Source organism: Paenibacillus sp. FSL L8-0333, assembly GCF_037965665.1.
Lineage (GTDB): Bacteria > Bacillota > Bacilli > Paenibacillales > Paenibacillaceae > Paenibacillus_AQ > Paenibacillus_AQ odorifer.
This window is the reverse complement of record NZ_CP150186.1, coordinates 2,329,973-2,356,002: the sequence shown is the minus strand read 5'-3', so window position 1 is coordinate 2,356,002 and position 26,030 is coordinate 2,329,973. Positions and strand designations below refer to the sequence as shown.

Annotated in this window: 27 protein-coding genes and 1 pseudogene; 5 read left to right on the top strand and 23 right to left on the bottom strand. The window is 45.8% G+C overall.

The genetic code is table 11. The annotated features are described in order from the left end of the window. Positions 1-69: 69 nt before the first annotated feature. Positions 70-789 (top strand): hypothetical protein, encoded by a 720-nt coding sequence (locus NYE72_RS10290; RefSeq protein WP_339211759.1) that lies wholly within the window; start codon positions 70-72, stop codon positions 787-789. 356 nt (positions 790-1,145) lie between these two features. Here the strand turns inward: NYE72_RS10290 and NYE72_RS10285 are convergent, their stop codons facing one another. From NYE72_RS10285 to hemE, 10 genes are all read right to left on the bottom strand, one after another. Continuing rightward, positions 1,146-1,631 (bottom strand): tetratricopeptide repeat protein, encoded by a 486-nt coding sequence (locus NYE72_RS10285; RefSeq protein ID WP_249267663.1) that lies wholly within the window; start codon positions 1,629-1,631, stop codon positions 1,146-1,148. Between the two features lie 42 nt (positions 1,632-1,673). Next, complete coding sequence (locus tag NYE72_RS10280; RefSeq protein ID WP_339211758.1) at positions 1,674-3,611, bottom strand: ABC-F family ATP-binding cassette domain-containing protein; 1,938 nt, start codon at positions 3,609-3,611, stop codon at positions 1,674-1,676. 86 nt (positions 3,612-3,697) lie between these two features. Beyond that, the gene (locus NYE72_RS10275; RefSeq protein WP_076098408.1) at positions 3,698-4,267 is read right to left on the bottom strand and encodes a TetR/AcrR family transcriptional regulator; all 570 of its coding nucleotides are present in this window, start codon (positions 4,265-4,267) and stop codon (positions 3,698-3,700) included. 44 nt (positions 4,268-4,311) lie between these two features. Continuing rightward, complete coding sequence (locus tag NYE72_RS10270; RefSeq protein ID WP_339211757.1) at positions 4,312-5,115, bottom strand: DUF92 domain-containing protein; 804 nt, start codon at positions 5,113-5,115, stop codon at positions 4,312-4,314. Between the two features lie 22 nt (positions 5,116-5,137). Then, positions 5,138-5,761: a fumarylacetoacetate hydrolase family protein gene (locus tag NYE72_RS10265; protein WP_036689251.1), complete on the bottom strand. Its 624-nt coding sequence runs from the start codon at positions 5,759-5,761 to the stop codon at positions 5,138-5,140. A gap of 36 nt (positions 5,762-5,797) precedes the next feature. Next, complete coding sequence (locus NYE72_RS10260; protein WP_244886457.1) at positions 5,798-6,532, bottom strand: glycerophosphodiester phosphodiesterase family protein; 735 nt, start codon at positions 6,530-6,532, stop codon at positions 5,798-5,800. An 18-nt stretch (positions 6,533-6,550) separates the two neighbouring features. After that, positions 6,551-7,948, bottom strand: a complete 1,398-nt coding sequence (locus NYE72_RS10255; protein WP_339211756.1) for a CapA family protein — start codon at positions 7,946-7,948, stop codon at positions 6,551-6,553. Positions 7,949-8,110: 162 nt separating this feature from the next. Then, the gene (gene hemG / locus NYE72_RS10250) at positions 8,111-9,535 is read right to left on the bottom strand and encodes a protoporphyrinogen oxidase (RefSeq protein ID WP_339211755.1); all 1,425 of its coding nucleotides are present in this window, start codon (positions 9,533-9,535) and stop codon (positions 8,111-8,113) included. Then, on the bottom strand, positions 9,532-10,488 hold the full coding sequence (gene hemH, locus NYE72_RS10245; protein WP_076098411.1) for a ferrochelatase: 957 nt from the start codon (positions 10,486-10,488) through the stop codon (positions 9,532-9,534). The genes hemG and hemH overlap by 4 nt, the downstream gene beginning before the upstream one ends. Before the next feature lie 55 nt (positions 10,489-10,543). Then, positions 10,544-11,605, bottom strand: a complete 1,062-nt coding sequence (hemE, locus tag NYE72_RS10240) for a uroporphyrinogen decarboxylase (RefSeq protein WP_339211754.1) — start codon at positions 11,603-11,605, stop codon at positions 10,544-10,546. A 231-nt stretch (positions 11,606-11,836) separates the two neighbouring features. Here hemE and NYE72_RS10235 point away from each other — a divergent pair, with 231 nt between their 5' ends. Beyond that, positions 11,837-13,057 (top strand): MFS transporter, encoded by a 1,221-nt coding sequence (locus tag NYE72_RS10235; protein WP_038569803.1) that lies wholly within the window; start codon positions 11,837-11,839, stop codon positions 13,055-13,057. A gap of 4 nt (positions 13,058-13,061) precedes the next feature. Here the strand turns inward: NYE72_RS10235 and NYE72_RS10230 are convergent, their stop codons facing one another. Next, positions 13,062-13,691, bottom strand: a complete 630-nt coding sequence (locus NYE72_RS10230; RefSeq protein ID WP_036689230.1) for an O-methyltransferase — start codon at positions 13,689-13,691, stop codon at positions 13,062-13,064. Between the two features lie 202 nt (positions 13,692-13,893). Between NYE72_RS10230 and NYE72_RS10225 the strand changes: the two genes are divergently transcribed. Both NYE72_RS10225 and NYE72_RS10220 read left to right on the top strand, forming a co-directional pair. Further along, on the top strand, positions 13,894-15,033 hold the full coding sequence (locus tag NYE72_RS10225) for a class I SAM-dependent RNA methyltransferase (protein WP_076275011.1): 1,140 nt from the start codon (positions 13,894-13,896) through the stop codon (positions 15,031-15,033). A 209-nt stretch (positions 15,034-15,242) separates the two neighbouring features. After that, on the top strand, positions 15,243-17,282 hold the full coding sequence (locus NYE72_RS10220) for an LTA synthase family protein (protein WP_076275012.1): 2,040 nt from the start codon (positions 15,243-15,245) through the stop codon (positions 17,280-17,282). Positions 17,283-17,878: 596 nt separating this feature from the next. Here the strand turns inward: NYE72_RS10220 and NYE72_RS10215 are convergent. From NYE72_RS10215 to NYE72_RS10175, 9 genes are all read right to left on the bottom strand, one after another. Beyond that, positions 17,879-18,118, bottom strand: a complete 240-nt coding sequence (locus NYE72_RS10215) for a DUF1450 domain-containing protein (RefSeq protein ID WP_036689224.1) — start codon at positions 18,116-18,118, stop codon at positions 17,879-17,881. A 41-nt stretch (positions 18,119-18,159) separates the two neighbouring features. Continuing rightward, positions 18,160-18,462, bottom strand: a complete 303-nt coding sequence (locus tag NYE72_RS10210) for a heme biosynthesis protein HemY (RefSeq protein WP_036689223.1) — start codon at positions 18,460-18,462, stop codon at positions 18,160-18,162. A 126-nt stretch (positions 18,463-18,588) separates the two neighbouring features. Then, entirely contained in the window at positions 18,589-18,840 is a 252-nt protein-coding gene (locus NYE72_RS10205; RefSeq protein WP_036689222.1) for a hypothetical protein, read from the bottom strand. Between the two features lie 110 nt (positions 18,841-18,950). Next, on the bottom strand, positions 18,951-20,159 hold the full coding sequence (locus tag NYE72_RS10200; protein ID WP_076275013.1) for a M14 family metallopeptidase: 1,209 nt from the start codon (positions 20,157-20,159) through the stop codon (positions 18,951-18,953). Between the two features lie 306 nt (positions 20,160-20,465). Beyond that, positions 20,466-21,272, bottom strand: a complete 807-nt coding sequence (gene racE, locus NYE72_RS10195; RefSeq protein WP_036689641.1) for a glutamate racemase — start codon at positions 21,270-21,272, stop codon at positions 20,466-20,468. 255 nt (positions 21,273-21,527) lie between these two features. Then, the gene (locus NYE72_RS10190) at positions 21,528-22,007 is read right to left on the bottom strand and encodes a YtxH domain-containing protein (RefSeq protein WP_339211753.1); all 480 of its coding nucleotides are present in this window, start codon (positions 22,005-22,007) and stop codon (positions 21,528-21,530) included. A gap of 100 nt (positions 22,008-22,107) precedes the next feature. Beyond that, positions 22,108-22,773, bottom strand: coding sequence for a metalloregulator ArsR/SmtB family transcription factor (locus NYE72_RS10185; RefSeq protein ID WP_036689218.1), 666 nt, complete (start codon positions 22,771-22,773; stop codon positions 22,108-22,110). Positions 22,774-22,831: 58 nt separating this feature from the next. Then, the gene (locus NYE72_RS10180; protein ID WP_076098416.1) at positions 22,832-23,272 is read right to left on the bottom strand and encodes a HepT-like ribonuclease domain-containing protein; all 441 of its coding nucleotides are present in this window, start codon (positions 23,270-23,272) and stop codon (positions 22,832-22,834) included. Between the two features lie 207 nt (positions 23,273-23,479). Continuing rightward, the gene (locus NYE72_RS10175; RefSeq protein ID WP_339211752.1) at positions 23,480-23,767 is read right to left on the bottom strand and encodes a Dabb family protein; all 288 of its coding nucleotides are present in this window, start codon (positions 23,765-23,767) and stop codon (positions 23,480-23,482) included. Positions 23,768-24,254: 487 nt separating this feature from the next. Between NYE72_RS10175 and NYE72_RS10170 the strand changes: the two are divergent. Continuing rightward, positions 24,255-24,437 (top strand): annotated as a pseudogene (locus NYE72_RS10170) (DUF4236 domain-containing protein); the annotation flags it as partial. A gap of 223 nt (positions 24,438-24,660) precedes the next feature. On the opposite strand, the gene NYE72_RS10165 reads toward NYE72_RS10170, so the two are convergent. The 3 genes from NYE72_RS10165 to NYE72_RS10155 form a co-directional block, all read right to left on the bottom strand. Further along, complete coding sequence (locus tag NYE72_RS10165) at positions 24,661-24,993, bottom strand: YolD-like family protein (protein WP_076098418.1); 333 nt, start codon at positions 24,991-24,993, stop codon at positions 24,661-24,663. Between the two features lie 11 nt (positions 24,994-25,004). Then, positions 25,005-25,313 carry a hypothetical protein gene (locus NYE72_RS10160; protein WP_076098419.1) on the bottom strand — a complete coding sequence of 103 codons (309 nt, stop codon included), beginning with the start codon at positions 25,311-25,313 and terminating at the stop codon, positions 25,005-25,007. Positions 25,314-25,397: 84 nt separating this feature from the next. After that, the gene (locus NYE72_RS10155) at positions 25,398-25,613 is read right to left on the bottom strand and encodes a helix-turn-helix transcriptional regulator (RefSeq protein ID WP_076098420.1); all 216 of its coding nucleotides are present in this window, start codon (positions 25,611-25,613) and stop codon (positions 25,398-25,400) included. Between the last annotated feature and the right edge of the window lie 417 nt (positions 25,614-26,030).

Sequence of the window (26,030 nt, the reverse complement as noted above, 5' to 3'; positions counted from 1 at the left end):
CTCTGGAGGCACAGACAGAGACTTATCGTCTCACTCCTGGTGTTATTGATAGCGGGGTTAGCGCTATCGTTGTTTCTGGTATTTAGAAATCACAAGGAAGATCCCTTTAAAGGTCTTCCTCACGCCTATAGCTTTTTGGAAACAGTGAGTGCAGATAATGTGCAGCTCTATATGATGTCACTTTCACCTGAAGATATTAAGCTCAGGGCCGCGGGTGTCCCTTTACGGCAAGTTAATGCATATGGGATTAACGGTGGTTTTTTCTATCAAGATGCGCTTTTATCCATGGCTATCATGAATGATACTCCAGTCAACGGGGCCCAGAAGGGTTATGGGTCTGGCTGGTTCAATGCTAAATACGCACGTGGAACTCTTGTCTGGGATGGTGCCACCCGCAACTTCTCCGTACAGGTTGTCTCTTCTGGAGAAGAATTGAAGATTACTGATCGCCAGCATTATTTTGCGCAAGGTGGCATTAGTATGAATCTGGGACACGAAGACTTATGGGAAGCGGCAGTAGCTGAAGAGCATCTTCCTTACGCTGATGAGAAACGCCTGCGTTCAGGCATGGTGTATGACAACACAGGAAAGCTCTGGCTGATTGTTACCCCAACGCTCTCAACAGCGGCAGATTTCCGCTCAGCGATCCTCCAGACAGTTCCTGCCAAGGGTCTGGAGGGTATCTTCTTGGACGGAGATGGCTCTTCCCAGATGAATGCGAAGGAAATCATTGTACCCGGCGATTCTCGGTCTGTAGTGCAAATGATTGCTGTGGACGGAACGAAATAAAAGAGTAGAAAAATAAAAGAGTAGAATTCTCCAATTAATGGAGGACCCTACTCTTTTTTTTGTTTATTGGTGGTTCGCTTGTTCTTCAACAGACACTGCCGGAATTTTCGGGGGTCAAACTCCTTCGGTGGGTGCTTATGGACCCAGATGACGTTATTCGCAAATTATTAGCCTTTGGAGCATTGTTTCGGACCCAAGCGACGTTATTCACGCTAAAAAGGAACGTATTGGGTGCTTTTAGTGTCAATAACGACTGTGGTGTCCGTTAAAATTCCAAATGTGCAATAATGCTGCGTTTAAGGTCAGTGGTGTCCGGATAGTACTTCGTAAGTATTAATGCAATCTAAAAGCTAGCATCAATCCCAGACTTGCTCCAGCTTATCTGAATAATAAGAAATGGCCTTACTGTAACTTCTTATCCCTTCATCCGCAGAGGTTTCTGCCAACAGCTTAAGCAGCAGCTCCATCGCTTGACTATGCTCTCCAAGATTGTGCAAGGTCATGGCTAGGAACGCCGGAAATTCCTTATTCTCCGGGTACTCCTGAACAGCCTGCATCAGAAGACCTTTTGACTTCTCGTATTCTCCGAGTGTCCGGTAGGTGCTGCCCAGTCCCAATAGAGCGCCAACTCTCTGCTCAGAGGGTAATCCTAACGCCAAGCTTTTCTCATAAAAGGGTACTGCCGCCCGCTCCAAACCCAGCACATCATGCGTCCAGGCCAATTGATATAGAAGTTCAGCGTCCCCAGCATTCTGCTCATATAGCTCAAACAACATCATTTTGGCTTCTTCCGCTTTACCAGCGTTGCGTAGGGCTACGGCAGCTTTAAGTTTATCTTCCACACAGAGCCCTCCCCTATTTTCATTAAAAGCCATCCAACTGGTTTAAGCCTTACCAGCGATTTTCTCCGCAAGCTCGTTCAGATAGGTCCAGCGTTCCATAAGACGCTCCAGCTCTGCTTCGGCTAGGCGTTGCTCCTCTACTAGCTCCTGCAGCCTTCCAGAGTCAGCAAAAGCCGCCTCCATCTGTACACTAATATCCGTCAAACGTTGCTCTGCAAGCTCAATTTGCTCATCAATGCCCTCATATTCACGCTGTTCCTTGAAGCTGAATTTGAGTTTTGTTTTGGGAGCCGTTGAAGATGCAGGGTTGCTGCCAGTGTCCGCGGCCTCTTTTCGCTTTGAGCTTCCATCTTCTTTGTTCGATTCTCCAATGCGTGACGGTACATTTTTGGCCAGCCATTCTTCATATTCCGTATAATCGCCAACGTGAATCCGGATATCGCCATTTTCAAAAGCAATCAGCTTATCTATCGTACGGTCCAAGAAATAACGGTCATGGGATACGGTAAAGACGACACCCGGAAATTCATCCAGATAATCTTCCAATACAGCCAATGTGCCGATATCCAAATCGTTCGTAGGTTCATCCAAAAGCAATACGTTAGGTGCTCCCATCAATACACGAAGCAGATACAAGCGTCTTTTTTCGCCCCCGGACAGCTTCGAGATCGGTGTCCATTGCATCGCAGGAGGGAACAAGAAGCGTTCCAGCATTTGACCCGCCGTAATCACACTGCCGTCTGCTGTCCGTATCACTTCTGCTTCTTCCTTCACGTATTCAATGGCACGCATACTGTCATCCATATCCTGATGCTCTTGTGTAAAGTAACCAAGCTTAACCGTAGCGCCAAGCTGAACTTCACCTTTATCGGGTTGCAGCTGACCTGCAATCATATTTAAGAGTGTTGATTTGCCGCTGCCGTTCGGGCCGACGATGCCCACTCTATCCTGGGGTACAGCGATATAGCTGAGATCTTTGATTAGCTGTCGACCATCCAACGCTTTCGACAGGTCATTAATTTCAATGATCTTGCGACCTAAACGTGTAGAAGCCACAGAAATATCCAATGAACCGTTCGAGCTGCTTCCTGTACTCTCTTTCAGCTTTTCGAAGCGGTCGATTCTTGCCTTCTGTTTTGTTGAACGGGCTTTGGCACCGCGACGAATCCAAGCCAGCTCTGTACGCAGCAGGTTCTTACGCTTCTGTTCGGCAGAGGCTTCTCGTTCTTCGCGATCGGCTTTAAGCTCTAGAAACCGTGAATAGTTAGCTTCATAACGATAAAGCTGGCCACCATCTAGCTCTAGCATGACACTAGCCACACGCTCCAGGAAGTAACGATCATGCGTCACCATCAAAAGAGCGCCGCGCCGTTTCTGCAAATATTGCTCCAGCCAAGCCACGGAATCCGTATCAATATGGTTGGTAGGCTCATCAAGAATCAGCAGTTCAGAGGGGGTAATCAGTGCAGCTGCCAGAGCTACACGTTTACGTTGTCCACCAGAAAGTGTGTCCATTAGCGCATCAAACTTTAAGATGCCTAGCTTGGTAAGCACACTTTTGGCTTCACTCTCCAAATGCCATGTTCCCGCAGCGTCGATCGCCTGCCCAATCTTTACTAGTTTTCCTTCCAGTTCAGCATTACCAGGCTGCTGTTCAAGTAGAGACATAGTCTCCATATACTCACGCATGGTAGCAAGGTCTGGATCATCCCCGGCGAACACTTGCTGCAAAACTGTATTCATAGGATCATAAGGAGGATTCTGCGCCAAATATTGTACTCTTACATTATTCCCGATGGCAATTTGCCCACCATCCGGAGTATCCAGACCGGCAATAATCCGTAAAAAGGTTGATTTACCCGTTCCATTCACACCGATCAAGCCAATTTTATCCCGATCGTCCATACCAAATGAAGCTTCGCTAAAGAGTACTTTCTCGCCATAACTCTTGGAAAGATGTTCCACGGTCATAATATTCATGCTATTTCCTCGCTTGCCTTATATTTTCATAAAACCGGCCGCATCTAACCAATGCTATTTATCCGGTCTATCATCCTATCCAAAATTCAGGTGATCATGGCCCCTCTAATAAAAAGACCAGCAGCGAAATCAGCGCGTTTATACGCGTCCTCCTCCGTAAAAGACGGATCAAATAAGATATCCATCTTCAAACGATCCAACATCCCTATGTAGGACTGTGCCATAAGCTCAGGCTCGGATGCTCCACCTTCTAATAATACCTTGACCACATCTTGCATGTATTGCTCCATAAATTGTGTCATATACGCCACTAATTCAGGATTATTGTTAGGGGCACGGAAAAAGAGCTTCGTATGCCGCTTGCGTTCATAATAATAATTCAGGTGATGTTTAGCAATGATCGACAGTTTACCGGCCAAAGTATCACTAGCCTTCAGCCTTTCCTGTAATTGCAGGAGAAATCCCTCACAATCGCGGCGCGTCACTGCCATGAATAATTCTTCCTTGCTCTTGAAGTATAAATAAACGGTGCCCTTTGCTATCCCGGCTTGCTCCGCCACTTCCGACATCTTCGTTTCGTAAAATCCACCTGAACCGAAGAGCTCGTATGCGGCATCCAGAATAGCAGTATGTTTTTGATTGGATGCGCTACTCATCGGTCCCTCCCTAAACTGTGCCGTTCAAAGCTTAAATTCAAATGCTAAATGATCATGCTCAGCAGTAAGGCAGCTGCACCGCCGAGGATAGAGCTGATGACATTGACTGCATCATTGCTCATCCACTTCCAGCCTCTTGCGTGTACAGCTGGAGCCCCACAATGCTGTGAGCCTTCCACTTCGCGGCCGCATACGGTACAGCGGTTCATCTGCTGCACGGTTGCACCAAGGATAGAGTCGGCAAAGGCGCCGACTAGTCCTCCGGCAAGTCCTGCTAGGGTAAGCAGCACGAAAGAGTGATCCGGCATGCCGGATATCATTCGCAGCAGCCAAGCTGACGCACCGATGAGTGCGCCTCCTGCTGCTGCCGCCAGCGTACCCAAGCTGGATACACCTCCCGAAGCTCCGGCAGCAAGAACTTTACCCGTAAGGACAGAACGAGGCGGTTTCTTGCTCAGTGTTCCGATCTCCGTAGCCCATGTATCCGAGGTTACTGTAGCCATTACACCAATAAATAGGAACCCCCACAGCTCATGCGGGAAGATCGCATTCAGGAGAACCAGAACCATGCCAAGTCCACCGTTAGCAAAGACCTGCCCGGCATCGCGGCGGCCCGTCTTAGCATACGTCAGCTCTAATTCTGCTTTATTATCATGATGAAGTTTGGACAGCAGGCTTGAAGTGATGAAGAAGATCAGCAATATCCCAAACCAAAAAGCATTTCCGGCACCAAAATAAATAGTGCCCATCACTACCGCGGCAATCATGCCAGAGAGACTTAAAGACTGCTTCCAATATGCCGCTCCCGCAACAATCAAAGCGCCTAAAGCGCCAATAACCCACTGCATAGATTCATCTCCAACAGATCTATTAACCGATCAGGCAAGTCCCCATCAGCTTGTCGCCCCAGTACAGCTCGAAAGCGTCGCCAGCTACAGTAGGACCCACGCCTGCCGGAGTACCTGTAAATATCACATCGTCTTTCCCTAACCCGTAGCGCTCGGCGATAAAATCAACAATTTTTTGAAGTGAAAAAATCATGTTTTTAACATTGCCGCGTTGTACTTCCACCCCGTTTTTCACCACTGTAAAATCAGTTCCCTCCAGCTCTTCCTTATCTGGAAACGCTATGTAAGGGGTGAGTGGTGCGGCATTTTTAAAGCCTTTAGCTGGCGTCCATGGCAAACCTTTCTTCTGCAGATCATTATGCACATCACGCAGCGTGAAATCCAGTCCCAGTGCCATTACATCTACCAGATCCTCCACGCTCATGCCTGGTGTATAATCACGTGCAATACGCAGTACAAGTTCACCTTCATAATGAATCTGACCCGCATCCTTTGGCAGCTTAATTACTGCTTTATCGAGGGAAACAGCCGCATGTGAGGGCTTCATGAAAATGAGCGGCTCCACTGGCACATTGTTACCCAATTCCTCCGCGTGTAGCTTGTAGTTGCGTCCAACACAATAAAGATTATTAACAGCAGCGCACATAAACAGTCAGCTCTCTTTCCCATCGATTTGGATTATTTATACCTTCAGAAAGGTGTCGCCCCATATATCCGGGCGGTTTGTACAGATCATTATATCAGAATGCATGTCGGCTAAGCGACGCATCTCTTTCGCTTTGTTCACAGTCCAAGCCATAATTTCCACCCCTCGCTCGGACAAAAGCTTAGCCAGTCTAGGATTCAGACGCGAGAAGCTAATCGAAAGTAAAGAGCAATCCAGTTCATGCAGCCTGCGTGCGGGATTGCCAAATCTGGAATCAAAGATCAATCCGGTGCGAAAACGGGAATCAATTTCCTTGACTTTTTTTAATGCTCCAGTATCAAAAGAGGTCAAGATTACGTCGTCCCGCATACCTTTTGCAGAAATAAGATCCGTCACCGTCTTCTCAATGCCAGGATACATATCTCCCACTGTTTTCAGTTCAATATTCAGACGCAATCTTCCGGAGGCTAGTGACAGCACCTCTTCCAAAGAAGGCACCCGCTCGCCCTGAAAAGAACGCCCTTTCCAGCTCCCCGCATCCAGACGCCGGATATATTCCCAGTCCATGTTCTTCACCTTGCCATGACCATTGGTCGTCCGGTCCAACGTATAATCATGAATGACAACAGGAACGCCGTCTTTGGAGAGCTGGACATCAATTTCCATCCAGTGGACATAGGGCATGGCAATCGCCATCCGAATGGCTGCCAATGTATTCTCTGGAGCTTTACCGGAAAACCCTCGATGGGCTACACACAAATTGTTCATCATAAGGACCTCCCAGGAACCCTATTTGGTAACTTGAGTGACTTTACCGTCGCTGCCGATCTTTACCCGTCCTGCGGATAGAGCTTCTACTCTTTTTAACAAAAGTTGTCCATCCACTGCGTTCATCGGCACAGGCTGTGCTAGCTCGGCTTTCATAGGCTTCAGCTTTAGGGAACATTGACCTTTTACACTACATTCCGCCTGAAAAACCGCAGTTTCCCAAGTGGCAGGCACTGTAGATCTCGTAAAAATAAAATTCCCGGTGCTGTAGGCAATCCATTTGCCCTTATATGGCTCCACGCCTTGTAGCACGTGTGGATGGCCGCCAATGACAAGATCGGCTCCTGCATCGATAAAGCTATGGCCCAGCGACTGTTGCGTTTTATCATATTGTTCTACCCGTTCTTTACCCCAATGGACAACTACGACCACCAAATCGGCTTTCTTTTTGGCTGCAGCAATAGCCTTCAGTCCTTCTGCACTATCGTATACGGAGGCAAGTCCCGGCTTATTTTTTCCTGCCATCCAATCCGACGCAGGAATCACCCGGGTGAATCCCAGCAAAGCGATCTTAATGCCCTTACGTTCAAAATATTGCGCCGAATATGCTTCTTTACTGTTAAGCCCCGCACCCACATAAGGAATTCCTCTTTCAGCAAGGTGGTTAAGGGTATCCCGCAAGCCTTGCTCTCCTTGATCAAGCGTGTGATTATTCGCCATATTTACTGCGTCCACACCAGCTGACTTAAGCGCATCCAGAGCGAGTGGTGATCCTTTGAATACAAATTGCTTATTAGTGGCACTTACGCCACCTGTGGTCACTGGAGTTTCCAGATTCAAGATCGTAAGATCATCTTTCTTGAACAGACCCTCCAATGCGGCATACGAATAATCATAACCTTTCTTCTCCAGCAGTTCTCCAGCTTTCCCGGAAAATATAACATCTCCACCAAAATTCAAAGTCACCGTCTTACCAGACGCGTCATCATCTGACGGCAGACCAGACACAGGATCATTATTTGCCGCTTCCGAGCTGTCCTCATCCTTCGCAGGGGTCGCTGTCGCTTCAGGAGCTTGTGTTTCAATGATCTCTTCGGGCTCCTCCTGCGGTGTAGGCGTTGGCTCTGGAGTTGCCGTAGGAGAAGGGCTTGGCGTCTCTGTAGCTTCAGGCGTTGCAACTGCAACCACCGGAGGTGCTGTCTGAGGCTGATCACTACTCTCCGGTATAGGCGTAGCTGTCGCTTCTGCAACCGGAGGCGGTGAGGCGCTTTTCTTGTCAGGGTCATTCGTAAAGCTATAAGTCAATAACACGGTAATCATCAGAAGAAGACCTGCATTGATCCAAGCCCAGGCCGTTCTGCGCTTGCGTTTGCTCTTATGTTTGTTCTTTTGTCTAGAACGCGATCGCGGCGGATACATGGTTTCTGTGATCTCCTCTACTCTCAAATTGTTTTTATTATAGCATATCTATCACAGCACCCTACAAATAAGAGAGTCGATAGAAATAGAAAATTTTACTAACTAAAGAAAAACAGTGAAGCGCCTCATGCTTCGCTTCACTGTTTTATTTAGTCATCGTACTCACATTTCATTCATTAGCTGTTTAGCAACGCTTTCCGCAATAAGCTTGGACTGCTTGATGCAATCCGGCATTGCTATGCCATTAAATCCGGCGCCAATGACATACACACCAGGAAGCGAAGCTGCTAATTCTTTGCGGAATTCGGTAATATTATCAAGATGTCCTATAGGATACTGCGGCATGGAATGCTCTAAGCGGGTGATTTCCGTAAATATTGGATTCGCAGTAATGCCCATGATCTCTCGCAAATCTTTAAGTACAAGCTCCGTCAAAGCCTCACCAGGCAGCTGAACATTCTGTTCATCATCAGAACGACCCACATAACAGCGTAAAAGCACCTTATCATCAGGAGCCGTATGCGGCCATTTCGTAGATGTCCATGTGCAGGCAGTAATATTTCGCCCTTCTTTACGAGGCACAAAAAAACCCGATCCATCATATTCGTTAACAATATCCTTTTTGTTAAAAGCCATGACTAGATTCGCTACTGAAACATAATCCACCGCTTCCAGCGCTGTAACATCCATATAGGGACGAAGTAAGTCAGCAGCCGAAAAATTAGGCGCAGTGATATATACATCATCCGCAAGCAACCGTTCGCCATTCTCCAGCTCTACCTCATAGATAGAAGGACTCCCAGCAGCCTGAATAGAAACTACGTTAGACTCCGTCCGTTGTTCTACATCATGCAGCTCATAAATCAGACTATGCACGAGACTTTGCAGCCCTTTGCGGAACGTGAGGAAGGTACTCTGTGTAGTACCTTCCTGTGCCTTTTTATTCTTTCGCCCTGTGCGCATTCCACGAATAAGGCTCCCATACTGCTGCTCTAATTCTCCAAATTGCGGAAATGTAGCTTGCAGGCTAATCTTTTGTATATCTCCGCCGTACATGCCAGAAAGGAGCGGCTCAGTTAAATTCTCCAGCACTTCAGATCCTAGACGTCGCGCAATAAGCTCACCAAGCGATTCGTCCTCATCATTACGCCGCGGAGGAAGAATAAAATCCATCATCGCACGTATTTTGCCCCCAAACGAAACTAACCCACTTGATAAAAAAGGTTTCAGTTCGGTAGGGATACCGAGTACAAGACCGGTTGGCAGAGGATTAAGCTTGTCCCGCTGCAAGATATATCGCTTCTTAGCAAGAGGGTTGGAGGATACCAGCTCGTGATCCAATTCCAATTCCTTAGCCAGCTCGCACATCTCCGCCCTTTCCGCTAGAAATGAATCTGGGCCCTTTTCAATCACAAAACCATCGCGATGTAAGGTTTCAATCTTTCCACCGAGGTTTTTCTCTTTCTCAAGCAAGACTATATCAGGCTTAATACCCGCTTCTTTATAAAATTTACGAATATAAAAGGCGGCGCTGAGTCCGCTCAGCCCTCCGCCTATGATAACAATTTTTCTTGTGGGGCCAATCATGATTGAGCGGCCTTCATCTGCTCCAGTCGTTTACGAATTACATCGCTCAATACAGACATATATGCGGGATCACTATTCAGTGAGTCAATCCGCATAAGACGCATATCAAGCTCCGAAGCTACGGCTGTTGCCTCAATATCAAGATCGTACAGTACCTCTAAATGATCGGATACGAATCCGATAGGGGCCACCAATACGTATTCCACCTGTTCTTTACTAAGCTGTTGCAGCGTGTCCAGAATATCCGGACCGAGCCACGGTTCAGCTGTGCGACCAGCACTTTGCCAAGTAAACTGCCAGTTGGTTACGCCTGCCTGAGCTGCAATTGCTTGCGAAGTTTCCAGCAGTTGATCCCGATATGGATCACCCATAGCCAGAATACGTTCTGGAAGACTATGAGCGCTGAATAATACGCGAATCTCATCACGGGTCGCGCCTGCTTCAATATATTGATCCAGCTTCGCCGACACTCTTTGGCTTAACACATCGATCAATTCAGGATGCATATGGTAACTCTCTACAAAACCCATGTCAATCTTGCATGCATCAGCCTTTTCCTGTGCACGCTTGATGTAGCTCCCCACACTCATACTGGAATAGTGTGGCGCCAAAACAATACCCACTGCTTGAGTAATGCCATCCTTCGCCATAGCCTCCACGCCGTCCTCAATAAAGGGACTGGCATGCTTCAAGCCTTGATAGCAGACAAATTCAACATCTGCTCCCGCTTTATCCGCATTTAATGCTGCTTGTAAAGCTTCTACTTGCCGGTCTGTATTCTCCCGCAGTGGGAATACCCCCCCGACGATTGCTTCATAACGGTCGGTTAACTCTTTAAGCTGCTCCGCTGTTGGCGGATTCCCCCGTCTAATATGCGTGTAATAAGCTTTAACATCTTCTAGGCTCTTAGGAGTGCCATACGACATGACGAGAACACCTATTTTTACTGTCACGGATTCCGTCCCCTTTACAATTTAATAGCGTGGAACATATAAATTCTTATATTTTTTACGAACGTTGCTTAGCCGTTTTTTGTAATACTTCCTGAGAATAAGTGTGAATATACTCCGTCAATTCTCTAAGTTTATCTAATGAAGCCTCCGGGAATAATCCATGGCCCAGATTGAAGATATAACCTGGCTCAAGCACACCTTCATCGATCAGTGCTTTCGCGCGTTCCTTCAAAAGGTCCATCGGAGCTGTAAGCAAATATGGATCAAGATTTCCTTGAATCGCAAATTTATTGCCTGTTCTGCGTCGGCCTTCAGTCAAGCTAACACGCCAATCCAGCCCGATTACGTCTGCTTGAAGCTTCGTAAGACTTGGCAGCAATTCTCCAGAGCTCACACCAGGAAAGTATATTTTCGGTACATCAAGATCAGATAATTCGGAAAAAATACGAGAAACCGTCGGCAGCACATACGTTTCAAAATCGCGTGGAGCAAGCGCACCAACCCAACTGTCGAACAATTGGAAGGCCTTTCCTCCACTCCGCACATGACTTCGGAGGTACGTGATAATCATATCGCCCAGCTTGTCCATCAGCATTTCCCAGACACGGGGTTCACTGTACATTAGCTCTTTCGTACGGATATATCCTTTGGAAGGTCTACCTTCGATCAAATAGCTGGCAATTGTAAACGGCGCGCCTGCAAAAGTGATCAAAGGAACGTCCAGTTCCTTATCGAGAATAGCAATCGTTTCCAAAATGTGGCTCAGATCACCCTCCACATCAATGGGTTTTAGTCTCTCCACATCAGCTGCACTACGGATCGGATTCTCAATCACTGGACCGATCTCCTTAACGATATCGAATTTCACTCCGATTGAAGCAACTGGATTCATAATGTCGGAATACAAAATGGCCGCATCCACACCCAGCTTGCGAACGGGCATCATGGTTACTTCTGCCGCCAGCTCAGGCTGCTTGCAGATTTCAAGCAACGAATACTTTTCCTTGATTTTACGGTACTCGGGATCATAACGGCCGGCCTGCCGCATGTACCATACGGGAACGTGCTCCGTGTCCTGCTTTCTACAGGCGCGGATAAAAGTGTCATTGTAGGTCATGATAAGATCTCCATTATATTTTATTAGATTTTTTTAATCGGCATATCTACTATTATGCCCTTTTTAAAAGCTTGTAACAACTAATACGAAGAGTTTGGAATGACAATCCTATGACATTACTATGACATGTGTTGCACACATTAAGCTGCAAAAAATGATATACTGATAAAATGGCATTTTTTCCGTGAATCATATATTCTCTGAAATTCTTTGAAAGGATGTGAAAGCACTATGAAGAAATGGGAGACCTGGAAGGTCAACCTCTTAGTGCTTTGGTTCGGGCAATTTTTGGTGAATGCTGGAATGACAATGATTACACCCTTCCTGACCTTGTACCTTGCGAAGGATCTTGGTGTCCAGGGTGAACATGAAATTGGAATCTGGGCGGGACTTATTTTTGCCGCAAACTTCTTAACCTCTTTCATATTCCAGCCATTATGGGGCAAGCTTGCAGACAAGTATGGCCGTAAGATCATGTTGCTGCGTTCCAGCTTTGGGATGGCTATTGTCATGGTATTAATGGGCTTCGCACAATCCCCTTTACAGCTGCTCCTGCTCCGTCTCTTAAACGGTACAATCTCTGGCTTCAATCCCGCCTCCATCGCACTGGTGTCAGGTACTACCCCCAAAGAACGTATGGGCTTCTCCATGGGATTAATGCAATCAGGATCTGTAGCAGGAACAATTCTAGGGCCACTGATTGGTGGCTTACTTGCCGATTTAATCGGATTTCGGCCGATTTTTTATGTCGTTGGGGCCTTGCTCTTTATCGCCTCTCTCCTGGCATTATTTCTTGTTAAGGAAAAATTCGACCGCGCCGAAGCTGCACAGGAGCCGCAGGTTTCTGTACTCGCAGGTTTGAAGGAATTAATCAAAATCCCTCAGCTGCCAGCTCTATTCGGTGTAACCTTTCTGCTGCAATTTGCAATGATTAGTCCTATGGCCTTGTTGCCACTTTATGTAGAAAAATTAAATGGACCCGCCGAGAATATAGCCTTCTTGGCCGGAATGGTCAGTGCCGTTACAGGGATCTCCAATATGCTGGCTTCTCCCTTGCTTGGTAAGCTAAGTGACAAAGTCGGCGCACATCGTATTCTGACCTATGCGTTAATTGGCGCTTCACTATTCCTAATTCCGCAGGCATTCGTAACTAGTGTCTGGCAGCTGATTATAGTCCGTTTCCTAATGGGAGTCTTCATGGGTGGACTGTTGCCCAGCGTTAATGCGCTTATCCGCTCCTATACCCCTGACGGAAAAGAAAGCCGCGCATTCGGCTTCAACAGCAGTACATTGGCGCTAGGCAATATGCTGGGAGCTATCTTGGGCGGCTTTCTATCAGGTTACATCGGAATTGAGGGGCTTTTCATTATATCCGGCTGCTTGCTGCTGGTTAATACGATTTGGGTTCGATTGAAGCTGTACAAAGTAACAACACCGCGGTTATTTCGCTAATCAGCTATTTCACCATCGCTAGCGCCAATCCATCATAGGCAGGCAGACATGTACTGATAAGACGTTCATCCGTGGCGATCATCTCATTGAAGTGGCGCACAGCCAGGATGGCAGGACCATTTCTATCTGTATTTAAGGTCCGTCCACGGAGAAAAATATTATCACCCGCAATGATCGCTCCTGGATTGGCCAGCTTGATGGCATATTCCAAGTAGTTAGTGTAGTTCAACTTATCTGCGTCAATGAAAAAGAAATCGAACCTAGCGCCCTCTGCTTCCAGTGCCTTCAGGCTGTCCATTGCGGGTCCTATTCTATACTCCGTAGTATCCCCGAAGCCTGCCAGCTCTAAATTACGGCGGGCAAGCTCGGCATAGTCGGCTCTCAGCTCTAGCGAAGTCAGTGTGCCGCCTTCAGAGAAACCGCGGGACAAGCAAATTCCGCTGTAACCGCCAAGTGCGCCAATTTCCAAAATACGCTTAGAGCGAGACAGTCTAACAAGCATGGTGAGCAGTCTTCCGTACCCCGGCTCGACAGACACCGGCGGCATGCCTGCTTGGACGATTGCTTCTTTTACTTGAAGCAGAATTTCGTCCTCTGTATAAAGTTGTTCACTGTATTCTTCTTGCGTAAGCATAAAGATTCTCCTTTGAGGATCCCCCGTTTGCTCATAGTAAGGGATGACGGGGAACATTTTATGATTTATGGAATGCCGGGCATTGTGAAGTGTCCCACATTCCCCTATACTTGTATGGATGCTTTAAAGGACGACAATGTCGTCTCTTCTTATTGTACTGGCTTTTTGTATTTATCTACAAGTTAAACGGAGTTGAGAGTATTTGAGCAAATTACAATTAATCGCTACTGCCCCTATGGGTTTAGAAGCTGTGGTAGCGCGCGAATTAAACGAACTGGGTTATGAGACCAAGGTCGAGAACGGACGAGTATTATTCAGCGGTGATTACATCGATATCTGTCGCTGTAACTTGTGGCTGCGTACATCTGACCGCGTATTGGTTAAAATGGGCCAATTCCCTGCTAAAACCTTTGACGAGTTATTCGAAGGGGTTAAAGCTTTGCCTTGGGAAGACTGGATTCCAGAGAATGGAGAATTCCCGGTTGAAGGACGGTCCCATAAATCACAACTAACGAGTGTACCCGCTTGCCAAGGGATTGTCAAAAAAGCAATCGTCGAGAAGCTGAAGCTTTCGTATCATACAGACTGGTTCCCGGAGAACGGTCCTCGATATGTGATCGAAGTGATTTTATTAAATGACATCGCTTTGATCACATTAGATACCACAGGACCCGCGCTTCACAAACGTGGTTACCGCAGACATGCAACAGAGGCTCCACTGAAGGAAACAATGGCTGCTGCACTAATCCAGCTTAGCCGCTGGAATGGCCATCGGCCGCTGTTCGACCCATGTTGTGGTTCGGGAACACTGTTAATTGAAGCCGCCATGATCGCTTGGAATATTGCTCCAGGACTACGCCGCTCATTTCCATCTGAAAATTGGCCAGTCATTCCGAAACATCTTTGGGAAGAGGCTCGCGAAGAAGCTTTCGATGCTGTGCGCGACGATTATCCTTTGCAATTAACGGGTACGGACATCGATCCAGAAGCAATTGAAATTGCTGAAGCCGCCGCCAAGAGTGCTGGACTGTCCGGAGAAATCACCTTCAAAGTGATGGCTGCCGCCAAAGCAAGACCTGAAGGAGAATATGGTTGTATCATCACCAACCCTCCATATGGTGAACGGATCAGTAATGACAAAGAAGTGGAGAAGCTGACCCGCCAGTTTGGTGAAATGATGATATATCTGCCAACATGGTCATTTTTTGCGATTAGCCCTTACAAGGAATTCGAACAATTTTACGGTCGTAAGGCAGACAAACGCCGCAAACTGTATAACGGACGTATCGAGTGTCAATATTATCAATACTTGGGTCCACTTCCACCTAGAAATCCGAAATAATTAGGATCACCATTGGTTTGAATGCAGAACGGACATCTACCTCGTATCGTATGAGGAGGGTGTCCGTTTTTCTCCGAGTATAAGACAGTTTTGGTTTAACACCCATCCTTTACGCTCTTATATTTCTAAGAGAAACGTTTGTCATCTAAAAAAGACAACAACGTTGTTTCTTCTCGTTTTATTTATTTTCTGTGCTAGGAGGCTTCAAAATGTCAGTTTTTCCATCAAGTCGGAGCAGCACAACCGTAACAAGTACAATAGCTGCTGTGATTCGCTCCCGATATATCGGTTATCTCCTTTTTCTTGGCATCATGCTGGCCAAGTTATTATTTCTGCATAGTGGGCTGCATGCTCCCAATATAGATATGAACCGGCAGGACAAATGGATTGCTGTAGGTTCAGTCATGTTATTGTCTTTTTGGACCCTGTGGCTTCCCCGCCGGGGACAGACGATAACGTTGTTAAGTATAAACTTGCTTCTGACGCTGCTTATTTATTCGGATATCGTCTACTATCGTTATTTTAAGGATTTTATCACGGTACCCGTATTGTTTCAGGCTGGACAGATGGATGCGCTTGGTGGAAGTATCTTCGCCCTACTGCGTCCTTCCGATCTTTATTTGTTCGCTGACTGGCTATTTCTTATTGCATACGGAATCGGCGTAGGATTATACCGCCGCAAATCCCATACATACTTGTCTAATGCCGTCCCTCGCCGTTATGGGCAATCTCACTCTTATTCTCAAACCGGTTATTCCCGCCGCTCTTCACGCCTAAGCAGGACGCTAAAAAGAAGCGTGAATGGGATCGTTGCTCTGGTGCTAGGTTGCGTGCTGACCTTTGGACCTATCCACACCTACGCTACTACCTGGGCTAAAGATCTATTCACTGGCAACTGGTGGAGTCTCGCCATGTATAACGTAACCGGACTAATCGGTTTTCACGGTTATGATATTTACTTATATGCTAAAGATCATCTAGGTCCGCAGCCCGAGCTTTCACAAGAAGAAGCCACCTCGATGCAGCTCTGGTTCAATGAACAAAACACTGAGCAAAGTGCCAATAATGACAGCTTTGGAAAATACAGCGGAAGCAACATTGTTGTTATTCAAGCTGAAGCTTTTATGAACTTTGTAGTTGGACGCTCAATATCCGGCCAGGAGATCACGCCTAATCTGAACGCTCTAATCAAAGAAAACACCTATTTCAGCAATTACTACCATCAGACCTCACAAGGCCGAACTTCCGATGCGGATTTCACGTCCAACGCTTCCCTGTACCCGCTGGTCTCCGGCTCGGTATTTGTCCGTTACCCGGATCATCAGTTTGACACGCTGCCTGCTATTTTGAAATCAAAGGGCTACAGTACCAATGCTTTTCATGCGTACGAAGGCAGCTTCTGGAATCGGCAGATTATGTATAACGCGATGGGTTATGACCATTTTTATAACAAAAAAGACTATACAATAGACGAACCTCTAGGCTGGTCTCTGGGTGACAAATCCTTTTTACGGCAATCCCTCGATATTATGAACACTTCAGAAACGATACAGCAGCCTTTTTATTCATTTTTGACTACACTATCCAGCCATCATCCTTATTCTCTCCCTGCAGATAAACAAGGGCTTGATACTGGAGAGTTCAAGGGCACGATCTTCGGAGATTATTTGCAGGCTGTTCACTATACGGATGAAGCTTTAGGGGAAATGGTCAAAGAGATGAAGCAGCGTGGGCTGTGGGATAATACCATTGTTGCTTTCTATGGAGATCATGATAATTCGATCCAGGAGATCGCTTATTACGAACAATTTCTCGGCAAAAGCCTTAGCGCACTCGATATGCAGCAAATAATGCATCAGGTTCCCTTGCTCATTCATCTGCCAGGCTCTAACGCCTCTGTCCTAGATTCAGCTCCAGCTGGTCAGTTGGATCTTACACCTTCCTTGCTCCATTTGCTGGGGATCTCACGTGATCCTTATTATCTCATGGGCAATAATCTGTTTAGCGGGCATGAGCGTCTTGTAACGCTGCGATCCGGCGCCTATGCCGATGCAAAGCTGTCTTATCTCCCCAGCGAGAATGGGCAATTTGCCAGCGGAACCTGTTATAGTCTCGAAAGCCGCGAAGCCGTGGACGTAGGGGAGTGCAGCATCGGGTATGAGACCAGCAAGCTCCGCCTACAGATCTCCGACGATATCATGAAATATGATGGAATCAAAAAGCTTAAGAATACACAATCTGCACCTTAAGATTATATCCCGTTAAATGAAGAGACTGTCCACAAAACTATCGAAAAAGGCTGCTGCGACATCCTTTGTATTTTGGACATTTACTCCTTGATCGTTGTTGGAAGCACGTTGGGTTTTCCGACTTAGATACGCGAAGTATCTCACTAACGGACACAGCTGACCTTAAACCCAGCAATATCCGAGATTTGGAATGCTAACGGACTCCAGAGCAGCTATTAGCCTGAAAAACGCCGATATGAGCCTCTTTTCTGAGGAATAGCGTCCCTGGGGTCCGAAATCTTGCATTAACAGCTAAAAACACGCAAATAACGTCATCCAGTCCGTAACCCCTGTAGGATGAGGAGATGGTGGGATGGTGGAATGATAGGATGGTGGAATGATAGGATGATGGGATGAGGAGATGATGGTGGGTCGATGAGATGGTGAGATGGTGAGATGATGGGATGATGGACACGATTGAAGTAAGCCACCAATGACCTGAAAACACAGAGCAGCGATCCTCCAAATAACAGGAGAATCGCTGCTCTGTTTACTTTTACTTATTCTGAGAATGAAGAGGGATCGACCCTATTATCTTAGTTGATAAGAACTCAGTATTATTTCTGAACGGAGGGCTGTTTGATAAAAGCTTCTGCTTTCTTCAACACTTCATCCTCCGTTGGAGCACTCACATAACGACCATTCACATAAACAAAAGCCCGTTTGCCACATGGACCGCAGTACGACTTGCAGCCGACCTTGATCTCGGCATCAGGTGCCATTTTTTGCAGCTTAGGGATAATACTTTTCAACTTCATGAAATTACATTCATCGCACACTTGTATTTCGTTAGCCATGGAGCAACCCTTCTTTGTGTTCGAAATTTACAGGCGAGTGTCTAGTGATCGCCGTGATTACCTTTAGAGGGATTCGTAATGACAAAACCTTCTTGTGGAAGATACAAATAATCAACGACCACACCATCAAGGAGTGGTTGGCTCGGATCAAGAATAACATCGATTTCCTTATCTGTCGACACTACAACATCGTTCTCTTTAGGCGTGTCCAAGTCCAGTCCGTAGTGAGCATGATCACCGTGTGCATGTGTAATTGCTACGCGCAGCTTCAACTCGCTGTTTCCTTCAAGCTCCATTTGTTTCTTTATCACTTTAGCCGCATTGCGGGTAATTTTGACCTTCATCTATATTCCATCTCCTAGTCCGAAAATTAAATACTCAATTACTTATTTTAAAGGTAAATGACATCTAAAAGCAACTATATTAGCTAATTAGCTCTGAAGTTCTTGTCGAAAATGTGTGGTGCGATCCTATTCACCCTGCTGAAGTGTAGGATATTTCCGCCCCATTCGTGACACGAACCAGCCCATTAGCAGCATGGTCACTCCAATATCATCGATCGGAATAAATGGCATGAAGTCCGGCAAGACCCAATAGAGCAGTACTGGAATTGTAAATAACAGCTTGTCCCCCATTGCTACTTTAGGGGAGCGGATGTATTGCCAGGAGCTACTGAAGATATGGGACCATTGTTTTAGTGACAGTATTTTTTTCAGTTTCATGGTGACCCTCCTCCCAAGTAAAAAGGATACAGCCGCGGATAACGTGTAGTGACGACAGCGGCCATACCCCATGTTTTATTTTACGCAAGTTTACTGCAAATGTTTCATAATTATTTCACATTAGAAAGGAGCGTTGCCAATATAAGTCCTGTTTCCAAGGCCATATCTTCAAAATCTGCTAGTGGCAGCGGATTTTTGCCGATCCCCAGCTCCACCGTAAATCCAGGTTTGCGGAAGGTCTGAATAAACCAATCCTTATATCCGGCATCACTTCCAGTCAGCTCCACTGCCCGGTAACTGCTCGCAACTGCCAGCTGCGCGGCTAATTCACGGCTCTCGGGAGGTTCATACCCCCGGTAGTTCCAATAAATCTCTCCTCCTTGGCTATGCAGAGACACTGCAGCTTCGCCAGGCGCTGCCTCAGCCAGGGCAGCCAGAGCGGCTGCTTCTGGCTCACTCAGCGGCTCAGGGCCGCTGTAATCCCGCGGTGAGGGCTGCCTTACTCCCCGACGTTCCCGCTCCTCTTCCCAATGAGCGGGAAATTGATCCCCAAGATCCACACCGCGGATGTTAGCTTTCCAATGCCGGAAGCTGCTTCGTCCACCATTCCATTTCATGAGGTCATCATAAAACGGATGGTCTGGCAAAACCCCTTCCTGAACCAGCTCCACGCCATCTGGATTAGCCATAGGCACGACCCATAATGTCCAGTTTTGGAACCAAACCTCAGGATTGTGTCCATTCCATTCCAAGCCTTCAGCATAAGCTGCTGCATACTCCTCTATGAAGGACATCAAGCATGGCGAAGTCAGCCATTCATTGGCATGCAAAGCGGCGTTAACATGCAGATGACGAGTGCCGTTCCCGATCTTGAGTACATGGAGCGGCTTGCCGAGCACGCTCGTGCCTATTGTGGCTGCTTGTATAAACGGGTATTGGACAAGCAAGCTGTCAATGTCGCTCTCAACCTCAGCCGGACCGTACTCCCCGCGCAGAAACACCACGCGGTCTGGAATTGGGGGTGGAATGACAAGTATTTTTCCAGGTGTACAGCAGCGCCCTGAGGTCACACCAGGATTAAGCTTCTCCAAATCCTCTAAATTCACCTTAAATAATGAGGTTATCCGTTCTGGAGTGTCCCCTTCCTGCACAGCATACCTTTTACGCGGCGAAGATGGCAGAAATAAAACCTGACCTGGGTATAAATAAGATTGTCTCCCAACCCATGGATTACCTTGAATAACATGCTCAGGAGTTAATCCATGTAGAGCGGCAATTCGGCTTACGGTATCTCCCCTGTTTGCAATATATTGTCGCATTAGGTCTCATCCTCTCGGCCTTAAATTGCTGATACAGCAATACAAAAACAGCGGCATACAGCACTTAACTCTATTGTATGCAAGCGCCACTACCCGGCATGAAGGAGAAATGAATCACAAGAAAAAACAACGTCATCGCCCTTTATAGATGGCAACCGTTTCTCATGAAAAATAAGGATATTACAGTTCCGCAGCATATAAGTGCTTATATTTCAAAAAAACAGACTGGGAAATGTGCTTTCCCAGTCTGTTTTTCTTTTACACTCCCATGGAGTTTGTCCCTATTCAATTCAACATTGCTCCTGCTTATAACGTGGATACTTGCCACACTACTGGGGTGCGTCTAATTTGTTCTCCAAGCCAGTCTCGCGCGATGCTTTGAAACATCTCAGCATCACCGCTGCAGAAAAACTGGTGAATTGGACTTTCATCCCCGATGGACAGCTTGCCTTTATCATATAAAATTGTGCTGATCTCACGAGCGGTCTCATCTGCAGAACTGATCAGCTTGACTCCCGATCCCATAGTCTCACCAATGGGTTCTACAAGAAATGGATAATGAGTGCATCCTAAAATTAAAGTATCGATGTTAGTGTCTTTAATGCCTTCTAGTGCCTCTTCTACGATATCGTAACTTTTCTCTGAGCGGAACTTGCCTTGCTCGACGAGTGGGACAAGCGCTGGACAGGCTTGACTTACAACCTCAACAAAAGGGGACAACTGCTTTAATGCGTTAGTATAAGCACCGCTGTTGATGGTTCCTACCGTACCGATCACGCCGACATGTCCGCTTTTGGTTGCGCTAATTGCTGCGCGGGCTCCGGGATGAATCACCCCAATTACAGGGATGGAGACCTTAGCTGAGATATAATCGAGTGCCGCAGCTGTTGCGGTATTACAAGCGATAACGATCATTTTAGGATTAAACTGGATCAAATAATCTACAATTTGTTCAGTAAACAGTTGTACTTCCTCGGTCGAACGGGGTCCGTACGGAGCTCGGGCAGTATCTCCGAAATAAATGATCTTCTCCCGCGGGAGTTGCCTCATCACTTCTTTGACAACTGTTAACCCTCCCACACCTGAGTCTAATATTGCTATAGCTTGCTGCACGAACACACCGCTTCCTTCTACTTGTTTTGTGTAGCTTATGTAAGGTGAAAACAAAATGTACCTGGCTTTCAGCCCCAATTGCAGATATTACTCCTTTTGCCCTCTGAGTTCAAGACTAGTCTTCTTCCATCATTTAACAAGCGGGTGCAAACTAATTAAAAAAGCCACCCTCCGCCCAATGCGAAAAAGCGGCTCTATTATAAGAGAATGAGTACTCTTTTACCACTGAAACAGAGGATTTAAACCACGGTTCCATTATAGAATTTCTTTATTAACCTTGTCATCTTGAACGACTTCTTCAAAGCTGGATTCTTCACTTACATCTTCACTTATAGTGGCCTCAACCAACTCAGTTTCCACTTCCAAAGTGGCAGCAGCCTCTTCAACAGCTTCTACAGCGTCAACTGCTTCTACAGCTTCTTCTGTAGCGATGCCGCTGACAGTTACTGTAATTTTTTCTTCTTCATCAACAGCATTCGCACATGATTTGCTCCATTCCCGAACTTCATGCACTACATGCCCAATCGAATCTTTTGCCTTGTCATAAATCTCAATGCTCTTATCTCCCGCTTGAACGGCAAGTTCTTGAACCTTTTCAATACCAGCGGTAGTTCCTTCTGCAATATCCTTGCGCAGCTCTTTACCTGGTTTAGGCGCGAACAGCAATGCTGTCACCGATCCAACCACACTGCCGACTAAAGCGCCCCATAATAAACCTTTGGTGTCCTTTTTCATCGTTTCATCTCTCCTTTAAATTCATTGCTCCCCGCTCTACCGGGCTAATGCCTATATCTGCTATATCATAAGCAGCAGGGGATTGTCTTGTGACTAATTATTATAACTTTTCAGAAGTTTTGTCTGTAACATTTTTGGGTACGATAGCGTAGCGGCAGCAATGGCCGCCCTCTGCCATACATTCATTACGTGTTACCTTAGCATCCAGCAGTTCTTCGAAAAGACTATGCTCACATTGGCAAGCCTTACGATACTGGGTAGCCACTTGGCGAATCGGGCAATTGTACTCCCTTATGACATATGAGCCATCCTCTTCACGGTTCCATTCTGCCATATATCCACCGGCATTTTGGATAGAAGATAATTCGGCGACGCGTTCTTCCAAATTGCGCCGTTCCATCATCGGAGCATACTGAGCGAGCATCCGGCGGCGGCGGCCTTCAAATAATGTATTAACAGCATCCAGTCCACTGCCGTAATCCAATTCACGCAGAAGCTCCAAAGCCAAGTTGTGATAACTTTTTGGAAAATATTCTTCGGCTCTCTCCGTTAATGAGTACATATGTAAAGGCCGCCCCATCGCTTGCCGGACCACTTTTGTCTTTGCAAGCCCTTCTTGCTCCAGCTGAAGCACATGACGACGGACACCCATCTCTGTAATTCCCAATTCTTCTGCCAGCGCGCCGATGGTCAGTGTTCCTTTCGTCTTCAGGAGCGTCATAATCATTTGTCTTGTCGATCCGCTTTCCTGCCCCATCTTCATCATAAAGGAACCCCTCTCTTTCACGGCTATCGCCTATTCTATGTGATTCTATCCTATGCTATTATAGCGGTACACTGGCTCCAAGCTCCTGGTCCAAATATTTCCGTACCTCAACGGCAAACTGCTCAAGCACTTCCGAAAGAATGGGGGTAAGTGGATGCAGATCACCTCTCTCCCAGGCATAATAATCCTGAACGAGTGGCTTACGCAGAGAAACTAATTCTATCAATCTCTCATAAATCTCACTTTGACCTAGCACTTTCTCTTCATGAATAATAGAAATTATATCCTCATAACTTCCAGCATCACGCATAATAAACCCGTCAATGAGACAGCTACCAACGTCTGTTACAACCTCTATTGCCAGATGGAGGCTGCGTTCCTGTATTAGTCCGGTTAGTGTTGTACCATCCCAGGAAGCTGCTACAGTCCGAAGACCAGCGGTAATATCAGGGATTTGAGCTAGAATGGTTTCGATTTGATTGCGGTTGACATAATACACAGCAATACCCCCATATCGATAATAGTTAGAGAATCGTCCTAATCTCTACTTACCGCGTTTGCCACGGCGTTTCAGCCAGAAGAACATTACGAAACATGCTCCGAGAAAAACGACTAAATAAGTTAACGCTTCCATTGGATACTCAAGCTCACGCATTCCTGTCACCGCTTCCGGTATAAAATGATGATACTATATTCAAGCAGCAGCTTAAATTTCGTAATCTACAGCAATTGAGAGCTCTTTGACTTCATTAATATGAGCAATAACTTCTTTATGAGCCGGATGAACCTGATACGCCTGTAAATCCTCTAGAGAAGCTACTTCTGTGACTAGAGCAATATCAAAGGAACGATCGGAATGAATGATGTCAGTACCCACCTCGATGGAGAGAAGCTGCGGAATCTTGCCTTCCATATTACGCAATACCGCTACCGTTGCCGCTACGCTTTCTTCGGACCGATCTTTTAATTTGAAAAACACAATATGTTTGATCATTCTATATCGCTCCCTAATGTAATATTGTAATTAGATATTAAAAATATATCATAAGCGTAGCTGTTCTGAAAGAAACTTAAACAGTGTTGTCAGAAATAGCAGCATTAACCATTGCCGATATACCAGAAAGTGTTGTAGTATATTTTTAAAAAATCGGAGGAATTACTTCCTACCCCTTTCAAGACTTACGTGAACTTTTTTTCGCCTTTAACATCGGTATATATAATGACATCTGAGAATTATTCCTTTTATTATCTTTTCTATCCTTTTCCGATTCCGTTATTTTTTACGTTACTTTTTTTATGAAAACAAATATTATCCCGTCGATTAAAAATGGTCGATGGGATTTTTATTAGTTATGGAAGTCTGCATAAATAGACTTGTCCCCTTTATTTTTATACAAACCACTAATAAATGATAACTTATATATCATCATTCAATAATATATTATACACTAGGAATAAATTTCCTTGTTGGAGTGATTAATATGGGATCGTTCAGATTTAGAAAGTCTATAAATCTTGGTGGCGGAGTGAAGTTGAATGTAGGTAAAAAAGGCGTTGGAATTAGCGCCGGTGTAAAAGGTGCGCGAGTTAGTGCTGGTCCTAGTGGGAAAAGGGCTACGGTATCCCTTCCTGGAACTGGGCTTTCATACTCTAAAAAAATTGGTGGAGGGAAATCTTCACATTCTAGTCGTAGTACCCCGACACTAAATGTGGATGAAATGACACCAAAACAAATTGAAAATCGAAAAAAGAATCTTACTATATTTAAGTTTATAGGTATTGCCTTTGCCGTATTGATTGTGATTCTTATCATCTTTACATAGAACATAGCTAAACCCCGCCTTTTGAATGGCGGGGTTTTTAAATTCGTAAGCGCTTGGGAATTTACTATGTATTCGCACCTACAACATCCTCTATTTTAATCCAATCCCAATCATCATCACGACGAATCTTTATCTGACCCAGCTGACGGTCAACCCTCATAACTATGCCATGAATTGATTTATCCTCAATCGGATCAAACAACGCTAGTGTGATTGGGCTATGATCCTCCATTGATTGAGTTATTATTTGTTGGATCTCTTCTATCGCTTGAGGATCTAGCTCAGGCTTGCTACGAACCTCTTCTTGCCGCGAATCAGAAAGAATACGCTGCTTGTGCTCAGGCATAATCATTCGACTTCCCTCCCATAGTCCATTAGCTTCTAATTTTCCAGCCATCCCAAATCCTCCTAGTACTTAGTCCAATATTCGATGTTTCCGCCATCCATGCCCCACTGTATCTCATTGGTCACTGTCCCAAGCCTTTTAAAACGAGAATCTGGGCGTTCCCAGCCCTCAATTATGATTGCTGTCTCAGGCGGTGTGTTTGGATTCCACTCGATATAGTTTTCTTGTATCAATTCAAGTAAAGCCGCTTTAATTGGTACTGGCATACGTCCACTTAGACGTTCCAGTTCAGGCAGACTCGGCATATGAGCATGATGATTCGCTGAGTGAGTCATGATCATGAGCAGTTTCCGTGCTGTGTCACTGAGCATTGTTTCCCCTCCAAAACAAGAACATTTGTTTGTATTATAACCAAACGTACGTTCTTAAATCAATGTAAAAAAAAGGAGCCACGGTTATTCTCCGGGTTCCTCCACGTATTCAATCAATTGATCGATGTGTTTTAACTTGAAGTATTTCATGAGCGTTTCTAAGTGTTCATGCGGCCAATGTTTAGCAGTGTTCTTCTCCATATCGCTTAGGGTGTTCCAACGTATACCAGTTGCTTCGCTTAATTGACGTACACTCAGATCTTCTAATTCTCTTAGTTGTTTAATTTTTAACCTAAGCATCCTTTTCACCTCAACTAGAATATACACTATTACAATAAATAGTTCAACGTTATTCGTTGACATTCAACGAATTTCGTTGTATAATAAAGATAGAAAGGAGGTGAACAAGGCACATGAAAGATTGGGTTACGCTCCTTACAGCAATCATTCAACTCATTACCGCAACGCTGCTGCTAAAGGACAAAAAGAAAGGAACCAAAAAACGCCGCGGACCACGCAAACGTAAATAGGTTCCCGGAGAGTAAGGGTTGCACCCCTTGCTCTCCACCCAATCATAACATAAACGGTTTGAACGATACAATTAGCCGGCGGGCATACACAGGAGGAAATACGGAAATGGCGAGATTAGCTATAATTCTCTGGAGTTTTGGGGGATCAAATGAAATTTGGGTGACTGAAGATGAGCTTTTTGATCTT

Excerpts from the sequence above, each read along its gene's own strand:
- NYE72_RS10205 (WP_036689222.1), bottom strand. The coding sequence starts at position 18,840 with ATGAAACTGAAAAAAATACTGTCACTAAAACAATGGTCCCATATCTTC.
- NYE72_RS10155 (WP_076098420.1), bottom strand. The coding sequence starts at position 25,613 with ATGCTTAGGTTAAAAATTAAACAACTAAGAGAATTAGAAGATCTGAGT.
- NYE72_RS10165 (WP_076098418.1), bottom strand. The coding sequence starts at position 24,993 with ATGGCTGGAAAATTAGAAGCTAATGGACTATGGGAGGGAAGTCGAATG.
- NYE72_RS10210 (WP_036689223.1), bottom strand. The coding sequence starts at position 18,462 with ATGAAGGTCAAAATTACCCGCAATGCGGCTAAAGTGATAAAGAAACAA.
- NYE72_RS10260 (WP_244886457.1), bottom strand. The coding sequence starts at position 6,532 with ATGATGAACAATTTGTGTGTAGCCCATCGAGGGTTTTCCGGTAAAGCT.
- NYE72_RS10265 (WP_036689251.1), bottom strand. The coding sequence starts at position 5,761 with ATGTGCGCTGCTGTTAATAATCTTTATTGTGTTGGACGCAACTACAAG.
- NYE72_RS10280 (WP_339211758.1), bottom strand. The coding sequence starts at position 3,611 with ATGAATATTATGACCGTGGAACATCTTTCCAAGAGTTATGGCGAGAAA.
- NYE72_RS10270 (WP_339211757.1), bottom strand. The coding sequence starts at position 5,115 with ATGCAGTGGGTTATTGGCGCTTTAGGCGCTTTGATTGTTGCGGGAGCG.
- NYE72_RS10220 (WP_076275012.1), top strand. The coding sequence starts at position 15,243 with ATGTCAGTTTTTCCATCAAGTCGGAGCAGCACAACCGTAACAAGTACA.
- NYE72_RS10230 (WP_036689230.1), bottom strand. The coding sequence starts at position 13,691 with ATGCTTACGCAAGAAGAATACAGTGAACAACTTTATACAGAGGACGAA.
- NYE72_RS10255 (WP_339211756.1), bottom strand. The coding sequence starts at position 7,948 with ATGTATCCGCCGCGATCGCGTTCTAGACAAAAGAACAAACATAAGAGC.
- NYE72_RS10185 (WP_036689218.1), bottom strand. The coding sequence starts at position 22,773 with ATGATGAAGATGGGGCAGGAAAGCGGATCGACAAGACAAATGATTATG.
- NYE72_RS10160 (WP_076098419.1), bottom strand. The coding sequence starts at position 25,313 with ATGCTCAGTGACACAGCACGGAAACTGCTCATGATCATGACTCACTCA.
- NYE72_RS10200 (WP_076275013.1), bottom strand. The coding sequence starts at position 20,159 with ATGCGACAATATATTGCAAACAGGGGAGATACCGTAAGCCGAATTGCC.
- hemE (WP_339211754.1), bottom strand. The coding sequence starts at position 11,605 with ATGACCTACAATGACACTTTTATCCGCGCCTGTAGAAAGCAGGACACG.
- NYE72_RS10215 (WP_036689224.1), bottom strand. The coding sequence starts at position 18,118 with ATGGCTAACGAAATACAAGTGTGCGATGAATGTAATTTCATGAAGTTG.
- NYE72_RS10190 (WP_339211753.1), bottom strand. The coding sequence starts at position 22,007 with ATGAAAAAGGACACCAAAGGTTTATTATGGGGCGCTTTAGTCGGCAGT.
- NYE72_RS10235 (WP_038569803.1), top strand. The coding sequence starts at position 11,837 with ATGAAGAAATGGGAGACCTGGAAGGTCAACCTCTTAGTGCTTTGGTTC.
- NYE72_RS10275 (WP_076098408.1), bottom strand. The coding sequence starts at position 4,267 with ATGAGTAGCGCATCCAATCAAAAACATACTGCTATTCTGGATGCCGCA.
- hemG (WP_339211755.1), bottom strand. The coding sequence starts at position 9,535 with ATGATTGGCCCCACAAGAAAAATTGTTATCATAGGCGGAGGGCTGAGC.
- NYE72_RS10175 (WP_339211752.1), bottom strand. The coding sequence starts at position 23,767 with ATGATCAAACATATTGTGTTTTTCAAATTAAAAGATCGGTCCGAAGAA.